The sequence below is a fragment of the Paraglaciecola sp. L1A13 genome, assembly GCF_009796745.1.
Taxonomy (GTDB): Bacteria; Pseudomonadota; Gammaproteobacteria; order Enterobacterales; family Alteromonadaceae; genus Paraglaciecola.
The window spans coordinates 545,025-567,889 of record NZ_CP047024.1 but is presented as its reverse complement, the minus strand read 5'-3'; the positions used below and the strand labels follow the sequence as shown (position 1 = coordinate 567,889).

Below are 22,865 nucleotides of genomic sequence, written 5' to 3'. Positions count from 1 at the left end.
TAGCAAGTGCGCTAGAAGCTGTAAGATGCGGTTAATTTGGCATTCCGACTTTCGCCAGGCAAGCCACCTAAATATAAGGCCTTACTGTAGTAAGTTTCATCCGTAAGATTACGAAGATTAAGCTGGATATTCCAGTCCTCCCCCACATAACTTATTGCACCACCCAAGACGGCATAGGCGTCAACAATGGCATAGTTAATACCAAATGCGGAAGCCGCAATTGACCGTTCATCTTCATAGTTAACACCTATACTGAACTTAATTGGGTAAGAAAGGCCATTGAATTGATGACTATAACTCGTCCATAGACTGGCAAATTTCTGTGCTATACCTTTGGTTTGCTCTTCCACTTGGCTAAGCGCATGACTACCAGGGTTTGTCACCGCATCTTGATAGGTCGCATTGAAATTCATCGACCATTGCTCATTCAGCATAAGGTTTAGATCGAGCTCAACACCTTGGGTTTCATCACGCTCATCGTAATAATATTCAGCAACATCGATATTATAAAACGCGTCTTCTGGATCATCTTCGTAAAGTGGGTTTGAATAACGCAGATTAGTTCTGCTCGTTTTGAACCATACTAATGATGCAAGTAGCTCCTCATCAAAGGCGGTGAATCTTGCTCCTAAATCAAACGATTCAGATTCTGAATCGGGTCGTTCATCATCCCCAGTTAAACTACCCAACACGCTGTAAGCCATGCGGCCTTTGGACTGGTTCACAAAAGTGGCAAATTGATCTGAAACTTTATAGTTCAACCCCAAATTGTAAGTAAAGCCATTGTCATCTGCATCATACTCAGGATTACCATCACTGAATTGATTTTGATAGGTTTGCTTAATTCCACTGTAAGCACCACCGACGCGTGCCGTTAATGCATCTGTAACGTAAACAACCTCTTGCAGACTCAATCCCCACGCTTTGGCCGTCTTGTCATATTTACTTCGAAGCGACGGGTTATAATCATCAAACTCACCTGTAGGCCAGTTTGGTTGCCGAATATCTAGAATATATGGAACAGGATCACTGCGGGTATCATCAGCATCCCATATTGAATATTGGGTATAGGTCATATCGCGATATTCGTAATTTGCACTGATTAAATGCTCACCACGTAAACTTGCAACACGCCAAGTTTTAGATATATCTGCAAAATACTGCCATGTAGATTCCTCAGCAGAAATATTACGATACTCTTGGCGCCGAGCTGCGAAAGGGTAAAGCACATCATCGATAATTAAGGGCGCTCGAGGGTCTAGATTAATCACCCCATTGCGGTCGTGATAAATATAGTTATAGGCTGAAGTTTGACGAATATAGTCTGTAGTGTAATTACGATACTGAAATTGATGGGTTAAACGCCAATCGTTAGCAAAGTCCAGTTCTTGGCGGACTTTCAACCTAAGCTCTTCTCCTTCATTTGGTGTAGACAATGGTGAAATTAAACCAGTATCACCTAAGTCGATAGGTTGCCAACCGTCGGTAGCACTGAGTGAATCAGCGAGTGTTTGGCGCTGCTCATCAGTAAGCTGCAAACCACCATCAGCAACATCACCATTTATCAAATCGTCAGCCGTTATATTGCCGGGTGCCGTATCAATTAAACTCAAATCAATTAAGCGTACCGGATCACCAATCGAGTCAATCTGCACAGCATCATCAATGTAAGCGGCAGTAAAAAGGACTGAATTATCGGCAGAAAACTCATGACTCAATGATGCATACAATTCGCTACGCTCTGAACTTAAACCACGATAGCCATCGGATGTTTCGTAATTAGCGACCAAACGGTATGCAGTATCGTCATCCAAGCCACCGGTCGCATCAAACATAACGCCGTAGTTATCCCATTGCCCAACGATAAATCGCATTTCATAGGCTTCTTTTTGTTGAGGCTTTTTTTCAATTAAGTTAATCACACCACCAGCAGCGCCCATACCGTAAAGTCCAGTCGCCGGGCCTTTAAGCACCTCTATGCTTTCGATATTAGTCATAGTACGTGTTGGGTTATAACTATTCTCTAGATCTGCCCCCCCGTACATCCCATCGTAGGCATAATTTACGCCTAACCCGCGAATGGCTAGATTGTCGCCTACCCCGTAATTATTGCCATCTTGAGATAAGCCGCTGACATTTCGCAGCGCTTCTTGCAAAGTTGTACCCGCTTGCTCATTAATCAAAAGTTTATCGACCACCACGACTGCGGCAGGCGTCTGCATCAAACTCATATTAGATTTCGTTGCGGTACCAGAATCCATGATCAACTGATTATGCTTACCATAAACAGTAATTTTTTCTACATCGGCAACTGTCGTTGCGACTACCTCAGAAGAAGCACTATTATCATTCGCTAGGGTGGGTATAGAAGCGGTGGTCAAAATGGTGGCAAAAGCCGTTGATATTGGCCAATTGTGTGTGCTTTTGGGATGCATGGAGTGCCCTAATAAATTATTACAAATTCGAAGGGCGCGAATGATAATTAATATCATTTACATTATCAATACTTAGTTTCTAAAAACTGGCTTTTTAGTACAACTAGAGTATCAATGAAGGAATTTAAACATATCTGCACCTGCAACCTACGTCGAATATTCACCGAGTAGTTGCTGAGATCAAAGAGATGAACTTACGCTAAATGATCTTCTTCTACCAAAGCTTGGTAATACAGTGACGCTAGGTAAACCAGAGAAGATAAAGCTAGAAAAAATCCTAGCTTAGATTCGCAATAACCACAAAAATTGGTTGCGATAAGAGCAAAATAACCGTTGATGAAAAGTGCGTTAGGCCATTGATTATCAGCATGTTATCGCCTTTTACTGCACATACTTGTAGAGACAATGAGCTAGTCAGGAACCCCCATGCACGTATAATATAGCGAGCATACATAATGGGGGCATTACGCATCATAAGTCCTTCACATGCATTGCTCTGGACTTAACAATACCGTACTAAGGTAAATTCGAGAAAAATTGCTGACTCTCATCAATAATCCGTTCAGTTTGTATAGGATCCGGTTCTGTTGACCAATCCCCAGGTTTGAATGTTCCACCCAAAATCATGTAATCATTACGAGAGAACATGTACAGCGAATCACTTCCCCCGCCTACCGTCAGGTAATCAATGGCGGGATCCGGTGGTAACAAAATCAACTGCCCTTTGGCGGGCATTATGCCTTCGTCACCAAATAGTGCTCTTGACCCTAATCCTGTGCAGTTAAAAATAACTGGCTGGGTAAGTTTTAGAAGCTCGTCTTGATCGTTGAAATTACGAATAACAAACTCACCACCTGCTAATTGCACATCTTGGATTAAGCGACGCAAGAATGTGGACGTTTCAACCAACATGGTCGCTGATACCGTGCAATAAGTTGTGGGAAAAGGATGTTCGTTCGCCCCATACATCTGACTAAACGGGTAATACTGACGAAATGGATTATCAGCTTTAGGTAGCTCGTTACTCGCGGTGTATAGCTCTATCCATTGAATACCGTAATCAGCCCCTACCATACGAGCAAATGTTTCATGGGCAATTTTCGCCGCTAACTGCAATTGCAGTTTAAACGTATCGCTTGATACGAGTGGGTCGTGCACACTATACGGCCCCCACTCACCACCAGCCACTTGTGATGTGGTGTGCCGCGCCATCTCTTTGGTATAAATAGTCACTTTCCAGCCAGCTTCTTGTAACAGCCGAGCGGTGGTTAACCCCATCACTCCACTACCAATAATCGCAGCCTCTTTATGTTCAGCAGACTTTACTTCACTCACAGCTAACGCCGATGAGCCCCAAGATAGGGAAATTCCCCCACCGCCATGTCCATAATTGTGCACCAAGGTCTTGTCGCCAAATGCTTCACTACGCACCACAAATCCTTCGGGACGATAGGGGCGATGCCCTACGACTTCTGTAATAATATTATTCATAGAGATTTTTGGTGCCAATAATGGCTTGCGTGAAAAAGGACGCTTAAAAGCCGTATTAGCAGGGGCTGAAGCTGTATTAGCGCAACCACCTAACGATGCAGCTAACGCGCCGACACCAAGTCCTTGTATAAAATTTCTGCGCTTAAATTTACCCTCGAACATGCTGATATCCTTAGTTTTATTTTATTATTGATGGCACTATCTAGGCTTAGTCGATGTTCGTATCTCGACCTAATTGGATGAAAGCAAGGCACTTGCCAGTATGTGAGCAATACTCAGTGCAGCGACTTTTATAGGGGGAATGATTCCCAAAGCGCTATTATTGTTATGCGCAATGGCGCTGATATTGACATAATTATCTAGCCGCCTTCGATAGCCCATTGCATCCATATTCGGAGGCAGAGTATTTCAATCAATATGACTATGAACCCAACCAAAGGTGATACTACATGTCGTTAATTTCTAACGCTGCAAATACAAAGCCTGCCATTAAAACCGCCGTTATCGGTTATGGGTTTTCAGCAAAAACCTTCCATATTCCTTTTATCAGTAATATGGCTGAATTTGCCCTTGTGGCAATCAGCAGTCGTCAACAAGAAAGAGTCAACAAAGATTGGCCAAACGCACAATACTTCGCTTTACCTGAGGCCTTAATAGCGCATAGTGATGCAGAACTAATAATCATTACCGCCCCTAACGATGTGCACTTTTCGTTAGCTAAACTGGCATTAGAAAATGATAAACATGTCATTTTAGAGAAGCCGTTTGTCACCAACAGCCACGACGGTGAACGTCTTATCGCACTGGCAGATAAAAATCACAAATTACTCAGCGTTTTTCAAAACCGTCGTTATGACGGGGATTTTTTAACGGTGCAGAAGTTAATCCGTGAGCAGCAATTAGGAGAGATAAAAGTATTCGAAGCACATTTTGACCGTTTTCGCCCAGAGGTACGTCAACGCTGGCGAGAACAAGCCAGCGACGGAGGCGGTATACTATTTGATCTTGGGCCTCACCTGATCGATCAAACGTTACAGCTATTTGGTATGCCCCAAGCAGTAACGGCGCAATGCCGCATCATACGTGAAGGCGGTACGACGGTAGATTACTTCAATCTGGTATTGCATTATCCAGACAAAATCGCAGTCTTGCATGCAGATATGTTGAGCGCCACGCCCAATCGACGTTTTACGATTCAAGGTAGCAAAGGGACTTTTCAAAAATACGGATTGGATCCACAAGAATCACGATTAATAGCAGGGCTTGCCCCTATTAATGCCAATTGGGCTGATGAAGATGCCAGTCAATATGGTCATATATATCACGCAGGTGACGCGCAGGTGGTCGTAACTGAACGAGGTGGTTATCAACATTATTTTCAGGCCACCGCCGAGGCAATTCGTAATAACCGACCTCATCCTGTTTCTGCTGAGCAGGCCCTCCACACAATCAAACTCATCGAGTTAGCGTTAAAAAGTAGCGAGTTGGGGTTGACGCTACAGGTAGTCAGTTAGCACTGTGTGAGTTTCTGCCAAACACGCAAATATTCGATTTCATAATCGACCACACCGTCGTCTTTTTCTCCCTCAGGGCTATTAAGCTTTAGGTCTTCTTTGCTATCTGGTATGCCGTGCTATGGGAATGTTTCTTGGTCTAACCATATACTCAATGGCTTATCTGCAAAATAGCCTTGCTAATCGGTTAGTCCATCACGGTTGGCTCTAGCCCATTGCGTAACTTGATCCGGTGTTACGGTTGAAAGCAACTTGCCGTCAACATAATATTTTCCCCCTGTTTTGTCCCATTCAACGCCATAAACGTGGTATGAAATTGTAGTTTGCAACTAAACCGAATCCTGTGGAATTTAACGAGCAGATAACCGTATTTTTTAAAAACACGAATAGGCGCCATAGGCCCTTAAGTTTCAATGCCAGAGACAGCGTACGGAAATATTGTATCTATTTGTTCGATATCCACTGACTTACCATGTCGATTAACCGAACGGTATTTGGCTAATTCGGCGGGTTGAAGATAACCGGAAAGTTGTTCCAAATCATTTAAACGCACACCTTGGCTAACAAGATAGGTTAAATAGGTGTGTCGTAAAACCTCGGTAGACAATTGCTCTGGATAAGGCAATTCCGCATCATGTCCTGTGTTGATGATTATTTGGCAGAAATCCTCAGTTGACAGAGGACTTGCCCATAATAAATCATCCGCCTGCAAACCCTCACAAAGCTGTTCAATAACACTCGTCAACGGCCTAGTCAGCTTTACTTGTCGAGCATATGCGCCTGTTATCTGCAGCTGAGTATATGCCTGCACAAAATCGCCTTTGGTAATTTTACCAAGCTCCGTGACATTTACCCCGCTTAACAATAAGCTGATAACCACTTTAGCTTGCTTATTAGCCACACTGTACAAGCCTTGGCACTCGGCAGTGGTTAGTAAACGGATATTGGTCTGCTGTGTGTGTTGTTCGCCTAACTGCAAAGGTTGAGCCCTAGACCCTAACTTAGTCTGTTCAGCCCCCTGTAATTCTGCGTATGGATTCCCGTGTTGTTGGCCCGGTAAAACCACGAAATTAGTGCCCCCAGCCGATAACGACTTTTGGCGCACAATAAAACTGAAAAGTAGCAATGCCATCACTGCCAACAAAATAGCAGCAACAACACTGATAAGCGTGTCCTGCCAATAGTTGGGGCCGATAGGAAACTCTGGCGTAAAAGGTTGTTCGAGTATGCTTATTTTGGCGTCAAAGGGCTTCGACACTTCTTGGGCAACAAGCTGATTTTTCAGGGTTTGAGCCTGGGATTGCAATTCTTTTAAGCTCTCATCTAAACGTCGATATTGCTCTAACTTTTGATTGAAATCCTGAGCCTGATTCTGAAAATCCGCTAATTGCTCTCGCAAGGCATTAACTTTACTCACAGATACAGCGAGATTGCGTCGTGAGTCTTGCAAATATAATAACTGACTGTCAGCTATTTGTTGCTCTAAATCTTTGCTTAAACTGATAAATTTTTGTTGTTTGGCAACCACTTCAGGATCCCGTTGTAAATATTCCTGAGTATATTTTTCTGACAATGCTGATAACTCTGCGGCTAATTCTTGCACCGCCGCACGGTTTACATCAATACTCGCCTTATCAACAGGACGTTCAATCAGTTGGCCATTAGCAAGGGATTCATTAAGACTATCTAGTTCTGCTAATGCTTGCGTTTTCTGCGCTTCAGCTTCATCTAACGAAATACCTAATCCTTTGATTTTGTTTGGAATTCGATTGTCGTTACGCTCTAAAGATATAATATTATTGGCTTGCGAAAACTCATCTATAACCTGTTTTTGCTGAGCAATTTTTTGTTCCAGTGCAGTCAATTGCTGCTGATATTGCAGTATTTCATCGGAGCCGTTGCTAACGCGCTCCCGCTCCAGTAACGACATATATAATGACAACCACTGTTGCAGTACAGATTTAAGCAGTTCAGGGGTGGGCCCCGCAGTTTGCAAGGTTATTATTTTTCCTGTTTCACTTGCTGTTGCACTAAGCATGTCTCTCAATTGTTGTACATTAAGATCAATCAAATGTTCTTCACGCAACTTAACTGACAAGGTCTGCAACAGGCTGTTGCTGGTCAAACGCTGTTGGTTAAGGCTAAGTTGTTGCTGAGCAATATAATCAAGCTCTTGGGCGTTTTGCGTAGTATAGGAAAAATGCATAATCGCCTGACTTTGAAACTCAGGCGCTCTGCTCCAAATAAAAATGTTTGCTATCGTCAAAACAAAAAGGAACACACCTACCAGAACCTGCCAACGCTTTTTTTGCACTCTTTTTTGTTCTTGTGCCGCAAGAGGATCGTATCCACCGCTAGGCATATTGGGAATATAATCAACTTTGTTAGAAAAGGGCATTGTACGGTTCCATTTGACATTAATATGATGAGATAACGTGTGAATATTAAGATAAAACGAAGCAATTTACTGCCTATCATTTTTAGTTTATCTAGGCTTTTTGCTATTCTATTCAAACGTGATGCGCGATTAAACAACGATTCAAAGTATGACCAACTAAATCAAAGACCGTTCTATTGTTTTTCGGCTAACTGAAAAGGCTATAGCTGTAATTGTTTATGCCGATTAAAAAGTCTTTTTTCTCACTATTAACAGTCTTTTTAATTATCAATATGCTCAAGCCTGCCTAGCAAGCACATAGCGGTCATTAAAACCCATGCTAATATACTGTTCCCTAGCATTAATCAGTCAGTAGCCAAGCGCCATGATCCATGCCCATAAAATTTGTAAAACCTATCAAGATGGCGACCGGCGTCAGGTGGTATTAAGTGAGCTGGATGTAAATTTGCCTCCCGGTGGACAAATGAGTATTCAAGGGGAGTCTGGTTCGGGTAAATCGACCTTATTACACATGCTTGCAGGCTTAGACAAACCTGACAGTGGTCAGCTAACAGTCAACCAACTGGATTTAACCACGATAGGCGAGCGTCAGGCTGACCATTACCGCCGCTCCACAGTGGGCCTGATATTTCAGCGCTTTAATCTGATCGATTGTCTGTCGGTATATGACAATTTATGTTTACCGGCCCGGTTGAACAACAATCTCGATTCCGGCTATATTGCACAATTACTTGATGCGCTGGGAATCGCCCAGCACAGTAAAAAACGGCCTAATCAGCTATCTGGTGGTGAACAACAACGAGTTGCCATTGCTCGAGCCTTGTCCCATAAACCCGCGTTATTGCTGGCAGATGAACCCACAGGCAACTTAGATAATAAAAACAGCAGCAAAGTCGCCAAACTGCTCTATGAGCAATGTCTCAAATTGCAAACTAGTTTAGTTGTTGTGACCCATAGCAGTGCGGTCGCCGCTTTGGCCGAGCAGCATTACCTGATGAAAGATGGCAAGCTGGTGCGGGCGAATTAATATGCGCCTATTGTTCTGGTATTTACGCACCGTGGTGCAAAGTTATCCCAGTGCGTGGCTCCGGCTAGCCCTGTTGTATATAGCTTTGGTAATAGGTTGCGTAGGCGTAAGTGCGGTACTGGTTATCAATCAGGGCGCCAAGCAAAGCTATGCTCAGCAAGGTCAGGGGTTACTACCTTTGATTGAGTACAAGCTGGTCGCCGCGTCTGCCCAGCAACTGAGTAAACTCGATTATGCACAAGTGCGCCGCTTAGGTATTACAGAAGCGGTGGCTGTATCCCAAATTTCAACTCTATTGCTTAACGCACAACATCAACCGTTAACGATTAAACCCATTGATATTATGGGCTTTGATAGTCTAGCTTTGCTTAATTATCTGACGAGCCAACAGCATAAGGAAATTCGTCCTCAGGAGCAGTCGCAACAATCACGACTAACGCGTAAGCTCACTAACCTACCCCGGAATTCAGCTTTTATTTCTACAGAGCTTTATACTAAATTACGCGACCAAGCGCCGAGCCATTTAGAAATAGATAACAGCATTGTTATCACAACCGCACAGGGCCAGCGTTTACCATTATTACAACAGGTAAATCTATCCAACATGGATAATGAAATCATGATGGACATAAGCCTTTTTGCTCAGCAATTTGGCGAAACGTCTATCAGCGATATATTGCTCGTGGGGGAAATTAGCCCCCAACGTTTAAACAATATTCGTCGTTTGCTACCAGCGCATCTAACTCTACTAAGCCTGCCAAGTGCCGAACAAAACACCGGCATGAGCGACAGTTTTCAACTAAACCTACTTGCCATGGCTCTACTGATGTTTGTGGTATGTCTATTTATTGTAATGAACGCTTGTCAGTTATTGATAATGCAGCGCCTACCTATGCTCAAAATATTCCGTCAGTTAGGAATTTCACGCCTAAGCATATTAACCGGCCAACTGATCGAATTATGGATATTAACCTTGCTCGGGGCCGCCTTAGGCGTCTATTTGGGGGTAGCATTAGCGCTTTATTTAGCGCCAAGTATTCAAGCTACCCTAGAAAGTCTATTTCGAGTCAGTGTGGGTTTTGCAGAGGTGTCTTATTTAAGTTTGTTGGTGCAGGTCTTATTACTCAGCGCAGTGGGCGTTACCCTTGCTGCTTTGTTGCCAGTCAAACAACTTAATCAAACGTTATATCGCGCCGATGCGGCATCCCCTGCTAAGTCTTTTTGGGTTACACCCGTTGCCTGGCTGCTTTTAGTGTCAGCTGCCGTCACGTTATGGTTAAGCCAAACGATACTGGTCAGTTTAATAGGTATTGCCTTGTTGATTTTGGCAGGCTGTTTCGTTTTGATTGCCTGTTACCCCTACGTACTAAACACGGCGAGTGCATTAGTGCCTAAGGACTGGCCGCTATTGCACTGGAGCCTGCAACATAGTCTATGGCTGTCTGGGCGCAGTAAAATAGCCTGTTGTGCATTTTTTATTGCCCTGATGAGTAATATTGGTATGAACTTGATGGTCGATAGTTTTCGCCAAGCCACTGATGATTGGCTCAACCAGAAGTTAATTGCCGACTATTATCTGTATCAGACGGACAAAATAGATGCGGTCACCAGCATTCAACAATTAGGACTGAATATCCAAGCAGTACAACGCTTTGAGCTTAAGGCCCAGTATGCAGGCTTGCCAATTCAAGTGCATTCTCACCCCAGTACTGCGGGTTTTATTGCGGCGTTGAAAACCCAAAGCCAAATACCTGATGCCGGCGTGGTATATGCCGCCGGTCAAGGTGCATATGTAAATCAGCAATTTGCCCTGCGCAATAAAATTAAGCTAGGACAGTCTTTATTGGTGCCGCTCAATTCAGGGGTAAGTGCCTTTGAAGTGGTAGGCATCGTCTATGACTATGGCAATCCTTTTGGACAGATATTATTGCCACCAAAACTATTTAACGATAATAGTAAACGCTCAAATGTGCTGGCCTTATATGGTAGCGCGGCGCCAATTAAAATCTTAAGCGAGTACCTTGAACAACATGGTTTTAATCGCGCTCAACAATTGTATAGCGCCAATCAATTAATCGATTTGTCTATGGCAACATTCGAGCGTACTTTTGTTATCACCGACAGTCTTAACATAGTGACATTATTGGTTGCCGCCATTTCTTTGGCTTGTGGGATTATTGTATTAATGCAAGACACCAAACCTCAGCTGACGTTACTGCGTACCTTGGGCGTTAGCCGTTGGGTGATACAAGGATTGTCGCTGATGCAATATCTCTTTTTATGTTTATTGGCACTGATATTTGCCATTCCTTTTGGCATATTGCTTAGTTGGCTATTGATCAACTTTATCAACAAACAAGCGTTCTATTGGACGTATTCTTTGAATATTTCCATTAGTCAAATTGGGGCCGTATCAGCTATGGGTTTATTACTGGTCAGTATGATAATTCTGTTGCCATTATTGTGGGCGAATAACAAACCGCTAATTAAGGATATTAGATGGCTAAATTAATCTTTTTAAGGCTAGCGACTATGCTCACGTTATGCCCCTTATTGGCATTACTACTGAGCGCATGTAGCGATCAGTCGGTCAGCACTGACCCAAAAAGCGTTTTATTTTCCGAATCAACACCCTCAGTTACCGGCAAACCTGCTAACCCAAATTATGTGATAAATTTGCCAGCAGATCACCTAGCCCATCCAGATTTCAGTGTAGAGTGGTGGTACATAACAGCCAATCTAAACGATGAGAATGGCGACGATTACGCCTTTCAGTGGACCTTATTTCGTTTTAGAACTGGTGAACAAATTAGCAGTTGGGATAATGGCCAAAGTTATATGGCCCATGTGTCTTTGCACAGCGAAAATCAACACTGGTTTGCAGAGCGTTTCGCCCGAGGAGGTGTAGGCAATGCGGGTCTGACCGAACAACCTCTGACCCTATTTTTAGATGACTGGCAATGGCAAGCAAACGACGGACAAAGGTCTCTATTCCCTTCCACGATAACCGCCAGTAATATTGCTGATACCCAGACGCAACAATCAACACAAGATGCCCAGCTTAGTTTGCATCTATCTACTAATGGACCCTTTGTGCTACATGGGCAAAAAGGTTATAGCGTAAAATCAGTGACACCGCCTTTGGCTTCTCATTATTACAGTCAGCCATTTATTCAAGTCACCGGGAATTTGCAGGTCAACGGCAAAGAACACCAACTAACAGGACAAGGTTGGTTTGATCATGAGTGGAGCTCCCAGTTAATGGACGCTAGCACTGCAGGCTGGGATTGGTTTTCTTTACACTTAGACAGCGGCGCGAAGATCATGGCTTTTCGCATGCGTTTGTCAGGCCAAACAGACTACATCTCAGGCAGTTATATCGAGCCCAACGGCACTTCTACTGCCTTGTCATCGAGTGAATTGGTTCTGGAGCCCCAAGGCCAAACCGAGATGTCAGGACGATTATACCCGTTGGCTTGGCGCCTGAATCTACCAGGTAAAAATATCAACCTTAAACTGCAAGCCAGTAAAAACGACCAGGTTAATTCGGGTCGTTTTACATATTACGAGGGAGCATTAGACATTAGTGGTACTCATAGCGGCAGAGGTTTTATGGAGCTGACAGGTTACTAACCTGACTTTGCTCTAAGAAAATCTAAAGCTGCGCAGCCCACAGTAGTTAAAGAAAGATGCAGAGGAGCGAGGATTAATGTAAATCCTCTTCCCATAATATTCCGTCTGGCCGCGTCTCATCAAACAACCAACTATAGTGACGTTCCACATCACTGCGTTTCACTTTAGTAGTAGCAGTTAATAAATCGTTTTCTACCGTCCAACCGTTACTGCATACCATAATGAAATCAAGTCTCTGATGACTCTCTAACTGGCTATTTACGTGTGCTAGTGTGTCTTGCAGAGACTGTTCTATATCTTTTGCTTTACGCTTGCATGACTGATTCAAGACCACCATGGCCACTGGTTGTTTTTGCCCTGAACCCAATACGCAGGCTTGTTCGACATTTAAGTTAGCGAACAATAAACTTTCAATCGGAACAGGCATCACGTATTTGCCTTTGGCTGTTTTAAATTGTTCTTTAATACGTCCGGTTATTTTATAGGCCCCGGTCGGCGTCATAGTCGCGACGTCACCCGTTCTAAACCAACCATCGACAAAGTTCTCTGCTGTGGCTTTCTCATCGTCGTAATATTCGGAAAACACCAAGTCACCGCGAATGAGAATTTCACTATCTGGTGATAACTTCATTTCAATATTGGGCATAGGTTTACCGATGGTGCCCAAATCTTCATGGCTATAGGGCATATTGCCGCTAGCAAGTCCGGTGGTTTCTGTCATTCCCCAGCCTTCATTAATAGGGATACCTAAACGGTGATACCAGGATAAAACAGACTCTGACATAGGGGCGGCCCCAGAACCGAACGTACGAGCTTTATGTAAGCCAAGTTTTTTACGTATTTTACCCGCTACTAGTTTACCAACAATGGGTATTTTGAGCATTTTTTCCAGTTTTTCGGCACCCACTTGACTTATAACCTGTGCTTGAAAAACTGACCAAAGACGGGGTACAGATGAAAAGCCAGTAGGGCTAGCGTACTGAATATCTTCCACGAACGTTTTTAAATTTTCAGTGAAGTACACTTCAACTTTACAGCGCACAAAAACCGGTACTAAGCTGCGCTCAGTAATATGGGCCAACGGCAAATAACTGATAGAACGATCATCAGATTTAATTTCGAATAGACTAATAATATTGTCAGCTGCAGAGGCAAAGTTCTTGTGTGATAACACCACACCTTTAGGCAAAGATGTAGTGCCTGAGGTATACGAAATAGTCGCCATATCGGCACTTTCAGGCATATGCGGGTCTTCAATCGGATCAAATGCTTTTAGCCAGTCGTCCCACTTTTCATGACATTCAACAGTGGGGTAAGGAAACGATATGCTCAACAATGATTTAGGAATCGCCTTTGTAGCGGCATCTAGGTTATCAAGCTTGCCAACAAAGATAGCTTTTGCACCACTGTGCTTAATGACATGCTCAATGATATTAACACCTGCGGTCGCGTAGATTGGCACACTGACCATACCTGCCATAGCTATCGCAAAGTCAGCAATAATCCACTCGGCACAATTTTTTGACATAATGACAATACGGTCGCCTTTTTCAAAACCTTGGGCGCGCAAACCTTGGGCAATGCTCTGCGCTTGATGGGTTACATCAGCCCAAGTAAATGTGCGCCATTGGCGATCGATAGGCTGATGAAAAAACGGTTTGTCTGGGTGCTCGGCATGGCCCTCAAGTAAACTATGTATAACCGTTGCATTGTTCATTACATTCTCCTAATTAAGTATCACTTCGAGGCAAAACCTAAAGTGCAAAAATAAGTTATTAGCGGTCGGAACAAGCCATTAACTGCCGGTGAATTTTGCGGGGCGCTTAGCTAAAAATGCACGGCTGCCTTCTTTCGCATCGTTGCTATGGGCACATATGTTTTGTAATTTCGCTTCATGGTTAATCGTTTGGCTTAAATCACTGTGCATCGCCTGATTAAGCGCCTCTTTGGCGTAGCGCAAAGACAATGGCGCTTTCTGGCAGAGTTGTTGCGCCAATAACATGCTTTGCTCAAGCAACTCATCATCATTAACGACCTTGTTACATAGCCCTAAACTAAGGCAATCTTGTGCACCTAATTTAGTCCCTAGGGCAATGAGTTCATATGCACGTTTGCGGCCGACTGTGTGGGCTAAATGCCAAGTTGCACCACCATCGGGTATTAAACCAATGGCACTAAAAGCTTGATAAATATAGGCACCTTTACCCATTACGGTTAAATCACAGGCCATGGCAAATGCACTGCCAATACCCGCCGCTGCGCCATTAATTGCGCTAATCCAAGGTTTTGGCGATTCAGTGATAGCCATAAGGGCGGGTTTGTATGACTGTATTAGTCCTTCCTCTACGTCGAGATCGTCAGGCATAGGCTCAGTTAAATCTGCACCAGCGCTAAACGCGCGTCCTTCTCCGGTTAAAATAACCACGCGTATATCGTCGTTGCTATTCACTCGCTCGGCTGCATAGCGAAAGGCAGTGCGTTGATTTTCGTCGAAGGCATTAAGTTTATCGGGTCGATTAAAACGAATAACGGCCACGGCGCCGTTTATAGAAGTGGTAACGGATGATGATTCTGGCACGGTTCTATCTCAGCTAGGCATCGCTGAAATACCAGCAAGACGCCAATCAAATGAAATTAAGGAGTAGACAATGCCACTGAGTAGCCGAATTTGTAAAATTGAATCTAACTATGAGTGACCATATTCAGATGTTATAGAAGTGTTAATGCACTGTTTGACGCGGGTTAAAGAGTGAAACCAAGCCGCGAGTATTGAAAAATGCGGCTCAATTTGCACATAATGTTACAAAGACGCCGCAGCTCGCGAAGCCTGATCGTATAATCCAGACATCGAACGAAGTGTAGCGGCCAACTTCACTAGCTCGTCGGCGTCAACGTCTAACAATTTCAATCCGTCAAGTAAGCATTGCTCGCGCACCCGCCCATATTCTTCACATGCTGCGCGACCTTTATCTGTTGTGGCATAAAAAATTTCTTTTCCGCGCTTACTACCGACGACTAATTCGAGCTTAAGCAATTTTTTAATGGCGTAATTGACCGTGTGGGTATCAATGATATTGAGCATAAACGCAATATCATTTAGACGTTTTTCTCGGCCACGATGATTAATGTTATGCAGAATCAGAATGTCTAACACCGCAAGCTCGCCAATGCCCGATGCGCTTGCACAGCGCACCATCCATTGTGAAAATGCGTTGTAGACGATAGTCATGCCGTACTCGACTTCTGACAAAGGCCAATTTTCAGGGGACGCTAAATGCTCGGAGGACACAATTTTTTGTTCGTGCCCATGTACGGGTATATCGTTCGCGTTACTCTGTGATCTATCGCCAGACTGTTTTTCTTTTTCACTCACGGTATGACTCTCTTTTGCTTTATCTATCGACTAACGGGGAACTATCAATAACGACGAAACATTATTCGTCTTCACCAACTGCACCAAAACCACCGCCTGTGGGCGTTTGGATCACCACAACATCACCACATTGTACAGCTGTCTCACCACTGCCTCCAAGGTCGAACCATTTTTGTCCTTCTCGTTCAATCCAGTTATGCCCGAGCTCTCCGGCTTGGCCACCCTTTACCCCAGCTAGGGGTACCTCACGATGACCGGATAAAATAGCGCACTGCATATTAGCCAAGAAGCGAATACGTCGTTCTATGCCATCCCCCGCATGCCAGTGACCTTTACCACCAGAACCCCGGCGCACGATAAATTTCTCTAATAACACGGGATAACGCGATTCTAGTATTTCAGGATCCGTTAAGCGTGAATTAGTCATATGGGTATGTACTGCCGCAGCGCCGTTAAAACCCGGTCCAGCAGGTGCCCCAGAACATATGGTTTCGTAATATTGATATTCATCATTACCAAATGTTAAGTTATTCATAGTGCCCTGACTCATACCCAAGGTACCCAGCGCGCCAAACAAGGCATTGGTCGCTGCCTGACTCACTTCCACGTTACCAGCCACTACCGCGGCGGGATAAACAGGATTGAGCATGGAGCCTTCTGGCACAATGATTGTCAGCGGGCGCATACAGCCTGCATTGAGTGGAATATCACTATCGACCAAGCAACGAAACACATACAGCACAACAGCTTGGGTGATCGCTCCAGGCGCGTTAAAATTGCTCGGTTGCTGTGCACTGGTCCCCGTAAAGTCAATGCGGGCGCTGCGAGTAACTCGGTCAACATCAACCTTAACGCATATACGCAAGCCGCCATCCATTTCATAGGTGTATTGGCCACCCTGTAGAGAGTCTATCGTGCGACGCACACTCTGTTCGGCGTTATCCATAATATGTTGGGTGTAAGTGTTCACCACAGGTAAGGTGTGTTCGTCCACCAGCTTAAGCAGCTCTTGATAGCCTCGACGATTCGCGCCAATTTGCGCGTGTAAGTCAGCCACATTTTGGCTGAAATTGCGCACAGGGTATTTTGCGCCTAGCAGCAAGCGTTCTAATTCATTATGTAAAAACTGTCCTTTTGAAACCAATTTCATACAAGGAATAATCACCCCTTCTTCGATAATTGTTTTCGCGTTTGGCGACATGGAACCCGGCGCGATCCCGCCTATATCGGCGTGATGAGCTCGGCTGGCCACATAGAAAATGACCTGCTCATTTTGCTTATCGAATATCGGCGTGATCACGGTCACATCAGGTAGATGCGAACCGCCATTAAAGGGATCGTTGTGAATAAATACATCACCTGATTCTATGCTCAAACCGCTCTTGATTAATACTTTAACCGTTGCGTCCATTGAACCTAAATGCACCGGAATATGCGGTGCATTAGCGATTAAGCGACCACTTAAATCAAACACAGCACAAGAAAAATCTAACCGCTCTTTAATGTTCACCGAGGATGACGTATTACGTAGCACTATGCCCATTTGCTCTGCGATAGACATAAACTGATTATTAAAAATCTCCACCATCACCGGATCGCTTTGAGCCTGTTCTACCGTGCTTTGTTGGCTTTTATTATGGGTTACTTGCTCACTATCCTGTGCCTTTGACGTGTCGCTAATCTGCTCTTTTTGCAGCACTAAGTGCTTGTGTGTCGTCATCATTGCTGACCAATGCGGCTCAACAATGACAGTGCCGTTGTCTTCTATAATAATCGCCGGGCCCTGAACACTATGACCGGGAAGTAACTGGTTCAACGAATAAATGGGGGTATGATGCCACTGCCCCCCAGAAAAAATTTGCGTGTTTTCTTGCGCATCAGGCAAGGTACTATCGGTAAGAGGATAAACAGGCTCGTCAATATGCTGGCCTCCCCCCGCAGATTCCATAGAGATAGACTCAATAACGATGTCTTTCTCAGGGGAAATAAACCCATACTGCGCCAGATGCACTGCCTCAAAGTCAGTCTTCATCTGCGCGATCGAGCCCAGATCTATAGGCAAAGTGGTATCGGTGCCATGATAACGTAGAAACACCTTGGCACTATGGCTTTGCGCATCACTGGTTATGCCTTGTTCAGATAACTCGTTAGCAGTGTGGGCTTGCAAGCGAGCAAATGCGCGCTGCAATTCAGCCAAACTGCTGGCTGCCATAACATGTTGAAATGTCTCGGTGCGCTGGCTGCGAATATCAGCCAGTCCCATGCCATAGGCCGATAAAATACTAGCAAAAGGATGAATAAAAATAGTTTGCATGCCTAAACGGTCCGCCACTAAACAAGCATGCTGACCGCCCGCACCACCAAAACAAGTCAAAGCGTATTGTTGTACATCGTAACCACGCTCAATAGAGATTTTTTTAATAGCTTGCGCCATATGCTCAATGGCGATGGTTAAAAAGCCTTCGGCCACTTGCTCACCACTGGCATCCATTCCCTGTTTTTGCGCTATGGTATTAAAGGCAGTTTTAACCACTTTATCGTCAATGGATTGGTTGTGCTCAGGGCCAAATAATTTAGGGAAAAAACGTGGGTCGACTTTCCCCAAACACACATTCGCATCGGTAACGGTAAGTGGCCCACCATTGCGATAAGACATGGGCCCTGGGAATGCGCCAGCCGATTCAGGCCCAACCCGAAATCGCTGCTGGTCAAAGTGCAACACTGAGCCACCGCCTGCAGCCACAGTATGCACACTCATCATAGGGACGCTCATGCGTACCCCTGCGACTTGGGTTTCAAATGCCCGCTCATAGTCACCGGCATAATGAGAAACGTCGGTAGATGTTCCTCCCATATCAAATCCAATGATTTTATTAAAACCGGCTAGCTCACTGGTGCGCACCGCACCAATAATGCCACCTGCGGGGCCTGACAAAATCGCATCGCGCCCTTGGAATTTGCTGGCCGCTGTTAAGCCGCCGGATGAACGCATAAACTGTAAACGTCTGTTGCTACTCTGCTGCCCTTCTTTGGGCTGCTCATCTGTGTTTGCACCGATAGCGGCGCCAACCCGCTGTACGTAGCGACGCAAAATGGGCGACAAGTAAGCATCAACTACTGTGGTATCACCTCTGGGTACGATGCGCACCATAGGGCTAACATCATGGCTTGTGCTGATTTGACTAAAGCCGATTTCTTTGGCTATTTGCGCGACACGCAATTCATGCTCTGGATATTTGTAAGCATGCATAAGTACTATGGCCACTGAGCGATACCCGGCATCATATTGCTGCTGAAGATTAACGCCCACAGCTTGATCATCTAAGGGCACAAGTACGTTGCCGTCATTATCAACACGCTCACAGATTTCAATAACGTCTTGATACAAGACTTCTGGCTTTTCAATATTCAGGGCAAACGTTTTGGGACGCACTTGATAGCCGATTTCTAGCACATCACGCAGACCATGGGTGATAGCCAGCACAGTGGGCTCACCTTTTCGCTCAAGCAAAGCATTGGTAGCAACCGTGGTACCCATTTTGACACTGCCAATTAAATGCGTTGGAATAGGCGCATTGGCCTCAATACTTAGAAAATCTCGAATACCTTGTAAGGCTGCATCTTCATAAGCCGTAGGGTTTTCAGAGAGCAACTTTCTGGTCAGTAAGCGGTTTTGCGGATCTTTGGCTACGATATCCGTAAACGTACCGCCGCGGTCAACCCAAAAATCCCAACACGGGCTATCAGCATTGCTGATCGCCTGATTCGATTTTTGAATGGGCTTACTCGTTTTGTTTGCTGCGCTGCTCATGTGTCTTCATCCCCAGATTGAATGCTTTGTATGCATTCAATCTAACCATACAATGACAATTTATCAATATTTTATAAATATAATGTTGATATGCATTTTTTATGTTGCTAAGTTGGATCATCGTCAAAAAAAGCTAATATGCTTACCTGATATTGCCTAACGAGATTAGATACGCCCAAGCGTGCACATAGGAATTAAGAATAATGCCCTCACTGAATATTTTTAAAAATGTCGGACCCGGTGCACTGGTCGCCGCAGCGTTTATTGGTCCAGGTACAGTGACGGTTTGCACACTGGCAGGGGCTAATTATGGCTACGTGCTGTTGTGGGCTTTGCTGTTTGCCACCATCGCCACCATTATTTTTCAAGAAATGTCAGGTCGTTTGGGCACCATAGCGCAAAAAGGCTTAGGTGAAGCGTTGCGTGAAAGCCTGCAATTCTCTATTTGGAAATGGCCGTTGTTTATCCTCATAACCGTTGCCTTATACGGTGGCAACGCTGCCTACGAAGCCGGTAATTTGTCTGGGGCAGCATTGGGGGTTAGTGCAATTCTAAGTGAGCCAAACGAAGCGGCTTTTACCTGGACCATACTGAGCATTGCAACCCTCGCAGGATTAGCTCTATGGCGGGGTAGCTATCGTCAGGTTGAACGCTTACTAATGGTTCTGGTGCTCTTTATGGGCGTGGCTTTTATCGGCACATTTATCGTCAGCCAACCTGATTTATCAGCGTTTACCCATGGATTGTTTACCCCAACGCTACCCGACGACAGTTTGATTACTGTGGTTGCGTTAATCGGCACAACCGTAGTGCCATATAATCTATTTTTACATGCTTCAGCAGCCAAAGCGCGTTGGCAAGGTGAGGCTGACTTACCTGCCGCCCGAGCTGACTCAGTAATTTCCATTGGCTTAGGAGGCTTAGTCGCCATGTTTATTGTATCCACAGCCGCAGCCAGTTTATTTTCAAGAGGGTTAGGGGCAAGCAGTGCGGCTGATATGGCGATTCAACTGGAGCCTCTTTTTGGTTCTTTTTCCAAGTACTTATTAGGGGCAGGACTTCTCGCAGCAGGATTAAGCAGCTCACTGACCGCGCCACTTGCAACGGCTTATGCCATAACAGAAATTATTAACCCCAGTGAAAAAACACGGGAAAAACTGTTTCGCTCTGTGAGCTTAAGTGTCTTGATAGTCGGGGTGGTATTTGCCTTGAGTGGAGCAAAGCCCATTAATATCATTATCGGCGCTCAATTCGCCAACGGGTTACTGCTACCCATTATCGCCGCTTTCTTACTTTACACCATGAACAACAAAGCATTGCTAGGCAAGCACACCAATGGCTTGTTAGCCAATGGATTGGGGGCTCTAGTATTTTTAGTGTCTGTTGGCTTAGGCATTCGCTTAGTGCTTAAATCATTCTCGATAATGTAACCACTATTCTTATAACGCATAACAGTTGGTAAAATACGGGCATTAAAAAAGGCGCTAAACGCCTTTTTTATTAGTAAATAGCAAAATCCAATATAACTAGTCTTCTTTCGGGGCGTACTTATCTTTCATCAAATAAGCGAACGCCGTACTAAACGCCACTTCTTGATAAATTTTAAGACCTGTATCGCCGTAAGGAATATGCACAGGGTTGCGCTTGAGTGATTCTTTAATATCAGTGGGTGACATTATCGTCACATCTAAATCAGCAATCAGCTCGATAGCGGCTTCCAGTTTAAAACCCACGGCACCACCGGCAAATTTTCCTTTCATTGGACGCTGGCGAATCACCACTTTATCCACTGAGTAGTCAGCCATTAACTTGGCAAAAGTTTGCTGAAAATAACGTAAGTCTTTCGTGCTATTTATATCGGTCAAGGTCAAGCGACGACTGCGAAAATCTGGTAACTGAAACACCTCTTCAGCCAACGATAACAAACACACATTCACATCATTACTATTTATTTCAACACCACAAACTTTCATATATCACCCAACTTATTAAGACCCGCGCAGTATAACGCAAAATCAGCAGACGTTAACCTTGTTTGGTAAAACGCGTTAAAAATTCATTATGGTGCAGCACATTAGTAAGAGGCGCCAGTGTTGCCGCTAATATTTAGTCATTCTGGTAACTGGCAACGCTCAATCAATTAAACAAAAAAAGCCCCTGCAGCGAAGACGCTGAGGGGCCATTACTTTGTACTATTTAATAGAAGGCATAATTAACGTTAACCATATAAGACGGACCGAACTGACGACGCGTGGTCACAATACCATTGTCATCTACCGTTTCTTCGTCCACATCAGTCAAATTAGTGCCCTGTAGCGAAACGCGTAATCCTTGTAAATAATCGATGTCAGAATCTTCAAAGTCGTAACTGATCTGCGCGTCCAGTAGAGTTTCCGCATTACGGGTGGATGTTTCAATTTTGTTTGAACCACCACGTTGATAGGTACTGAACTCAGAACGGTCAGTCCCTGCTAAACGCACTTCAAAACCACCCATGGCATAATAAGCGGTTCCCTTGCGTCTTTGGCTGGTTTAGAGCAAGGCCTAAATAGCCACAATGACACATTAATTGACCATGCGATTGCCCGTATTTTAATGGTGCATAGCATTATTTTGAGTATCGGTTGTATACCGCTAATCTATTCGGGAGACGAATTAGCCCTATTGAACGACTATCGCTACGAGCGAGATGACAGTAAAAAACACGACGGGCGCTGGGTACACCGTATACCGGTAACAGACGAAGTAATTGAGCAAAGTAAAACCCTCCACACACCGCAACATAAAGTAACAACAGGTTTACAGCAACGCATTGCCATACGTAAACAACACCGTGTATTTGGACAAGCCGAAACGCGTATTTTGAACAGTGATAATGCGGCTATTTTTGCTTATGAACGTTATACGGATGACGGTAAAAAGTTAGTCGCCATATGCAATTTCAGCGAACACAAACAAAATATTAGCAGCACATATTTGGGACTGGATAACGGTGATATTTGGCAGGATTTTTTATCTGACTTGGTTAAAACCCCAAAACCAAAAATACTAATACTAATACTAATACTGAAACCCTACCAAGTCATGTGGCTGACGCCGCAAGCATAAGTCAATGTATCTGTATGCTTTATTAAAACACTATAGGCTAACACGTCAGCCAAATAATAAATGTTGCCAGCCATC

The 22,865-nt window shown here is 44.4% G+C and carries 15 protein-coding genes and 1 pseudogene; 6 read left to right on the top strand and 10 right to left on the bottom strand.

What is annotated here, in order from left to right:
- Positions 1-11: 11 nt before the first annotated feature.
- Both GQR89_RS02350 and GQR89_RS02345 read right to left on the bottom strand, forming a co-directional pair.
- Positions 12-2,435, bottom strand: coding sequence for a TonB-dependent siderophore receptor (locus GQR89_RS02350; RefSeq protein WP_158768572.1), 2,424 nt, complete (start codon positions 2,433-2,435; stop codon positions 12-14).
- A 516-nt stretch (positions 2,436-2,951) separates the two neighbouring features.
- The gene (locus GQR89_RS02345) at positions 2,952-4,088 is read right to left on the bottom strand and encodes an FAD-dependent oxidoreductase (RefSeq protein ID WP_158768571.1); all 1,137 of its coding nucleotides are present in this window, start codon (positions 4,086-4,088) and stop codon (positions 2,952-2,954) included.
- A 287-nt stretch (positions 4,089-4,375) separates the two neighbouring features.
- Between GQR89_RS02345 and GQR89_RS02340 the strand changes: the two genes are divergently transcribed.
- A complete protein-coding gene (locus GQR89_RS02340; protein WP_158768570.1) occupies positions 4,376-5,440 on the top strand; it encodes an oxidoreductase in 1,065 nt (354 codons plus the stop codon).
- 179 nt (positions 5,441-5,619) lie between these two features.
- On the opposite strand, the gene GQR89_RS21430 is transcribed toward GQR89_RS02340, so the two are convergent.
- Positions 5,620-5,769: a family 16 glycosylhydrolase gene (locus GQR89_RS21430; RefSeq protein WP_233269056.1), complete on the bottom strand. Its 150-nt coding sequence runs from the start codon at positions 5,767-5,769 to the stop codon at positions 5,620-5,622.
- Positions 5,770-5,843: 74 nt separating this feature from the next.
- Positions 5,844-7,838, bottom strand: coding sequence for a hypothetical protein (locus tag GQR89_RS02330; RefSeq protein WP_158768569.1), 1,995 nt, complete (start codon positions 7,836-7,838; stop codon positions 5,844-5,846).
- Between the two features lie 364 nt (positions 7,839-8,202).
- Between GQR89_RS02330 and GQR89_RS02325 the strand changes: the two genes are divergently transcribed.
- Genes GQR89_RS02325 through GQR89_RS02315 form a run of 3 tightly spaced genes read left to right on the top strand, consistent with a single transcriptional unit; the run spans position 8,203 to position 12,498 of the window.
- Positions 8,203-8,865 carry an ABC transporter ATP-binding protein gene (locus GQR89_RS02325; protein ID WP_158768568.1) on the top strand — a complete coding sequence of 221 codons (663 nt, stop codon included), beginning with the start codon at positions 8,203-8,205 and terminating at the stop codon, positions 8,863-8,865.
- 1 nt (position 8,866) lies between these two features.
- A complete protein-coding gene (locus GQR89_RS02320; protein WP_158768567.1) occupies positions 8,867-11,377 on the top strand; it encodes an FtsX-like permease family protein in 2,511 nt (836 codons plus the stop codon).
- Positions 11,365-12,498 carry a lipocalin-like domain-containing protein gene (locus GQR89_RS02315; RefSeq protein ID WP_158768566.1) on the top strand — a complete coding sequence of 378 codons (1,134 nt, stop codon included), beginning with the start codon at positions 11,365-11,367 and terminating at the stop codon, positions 12,496-12,498. Before GQR89_RS02320 ends, GQR89_RS02315 begins: the two co-directional genes overlap by 13 nt.
- A 73-nt stretch (positions 12,499-12,571) precedes the next feature.
- On the opposite strand, the gene GQR89_RS02310 is transcribed toward GQR89_RS02315, so the two are convergent.
- From GQR89_RS02310 to GQR89_RS02295, 4 genes are all read right to left on the bottom strand, one after another.
- Entirely contained in the window at positions 12,572-14,215 is a 1,644-nt protein-coding gene (locus tag GQR89_RS02310; protein WP_158768565.1) for an AMP-binding protein, read from the bottom strand.
- A 78-nt stretch (positions 14,216-14,293) separates the two neighbouring features.
- Positions 14,294-15,076 carry an enoyl-CoA hydratase/isomerase family protein gene (locus tag GQR89_RS02305; RefSeq protein WP_158768564.1) on the bottom strand — a complete coding sequence of 261 codons (783 nt, stop codon included), beginning with the start codon at positions 15,074-15,076 and terminating at the stop codon, positions 14,294-14,296.
- Between the two features lie 222 nt (positions 15,077-15,298).
- Positions 15,299-15,817, bottom strand: coding sequence for a winged helix DNA-binding protein (locus GQR89_RS02300; protein ID WP_233269143.1), 519 nt, complete (start codon positions 15,815-15,817; stop codon positions 15,299-15,301).
- Positions 15,818-15,932: 115 nt separating this feature from the next.
- Positions 15,933-19,682 (bottom strand): hydantoinase B/oxoprolinase family protein, encoded by a 3,750-nt coding sequence (locus GQR89_RS02295; protein WP_158768562.1) that lies wholly within the window; start codon positions 19,680-19,682, stop codon positions 15,933-15,935.
- 203 nt (positions 19,683-19,885) lie between these two features.
- Between GQR89_RS02295 and GQR89_RS02290 the strand changes: the two genes are divergently transcribed.
- Positions 19,886-21,112: an Nramp family divalent metal transporter gene (locus GQR89_RS02290; protein WP_158768561.1), complete on the top strand. Its 1,227-nt coding sequence runs from the start codon at positions 19,886-19,888 to the stop codon at positions 21,110-21,112.
- A gap of 96 nt (positions 21,113-21,208) precedes the next feature.
- Here the strand turns inward: GQR89_RS02290 and GQR89_RS02285 are convergent, their stop codons facing one another.
- Complete coding sequence (locus tag GQR89_RS02285) at positions 21,209-21,655, bottom strand: DUF3010 family protein (RefSeq protein ID WP_158768560.1); 447 nt, start codon at positions 21,653-21,655, stop codon at positions 21,209-21,211.
- Positions 21,656-21,878: 223 nt separating this feature from the next.
- Positions 21,879-22,193, bottom strand: a pseudogene (locus GQR89_RS02280) (TonB-dependent receptor); the annotation flags it as partial.
- Between the two features lie 12 nt (positions 22,194-22,205).
- Here GQR89_RS02280 and GQR89_RS02275 point away from each other — a divergent pair.
- The gene (locus GQR89_RS02275; RefSeq protein ID WP_233269055.1) at positions 22,206-22,790 is read left to right on the top strand and encodes a hypothetical protein; all 585 of its coding nucleotides are present in this window, start codon (positions 22,206-22,208) and stop codon (positions 22,788-22,790) included.
- Positions 22,791-22,865: the final 75 nt, after the last annotated feature.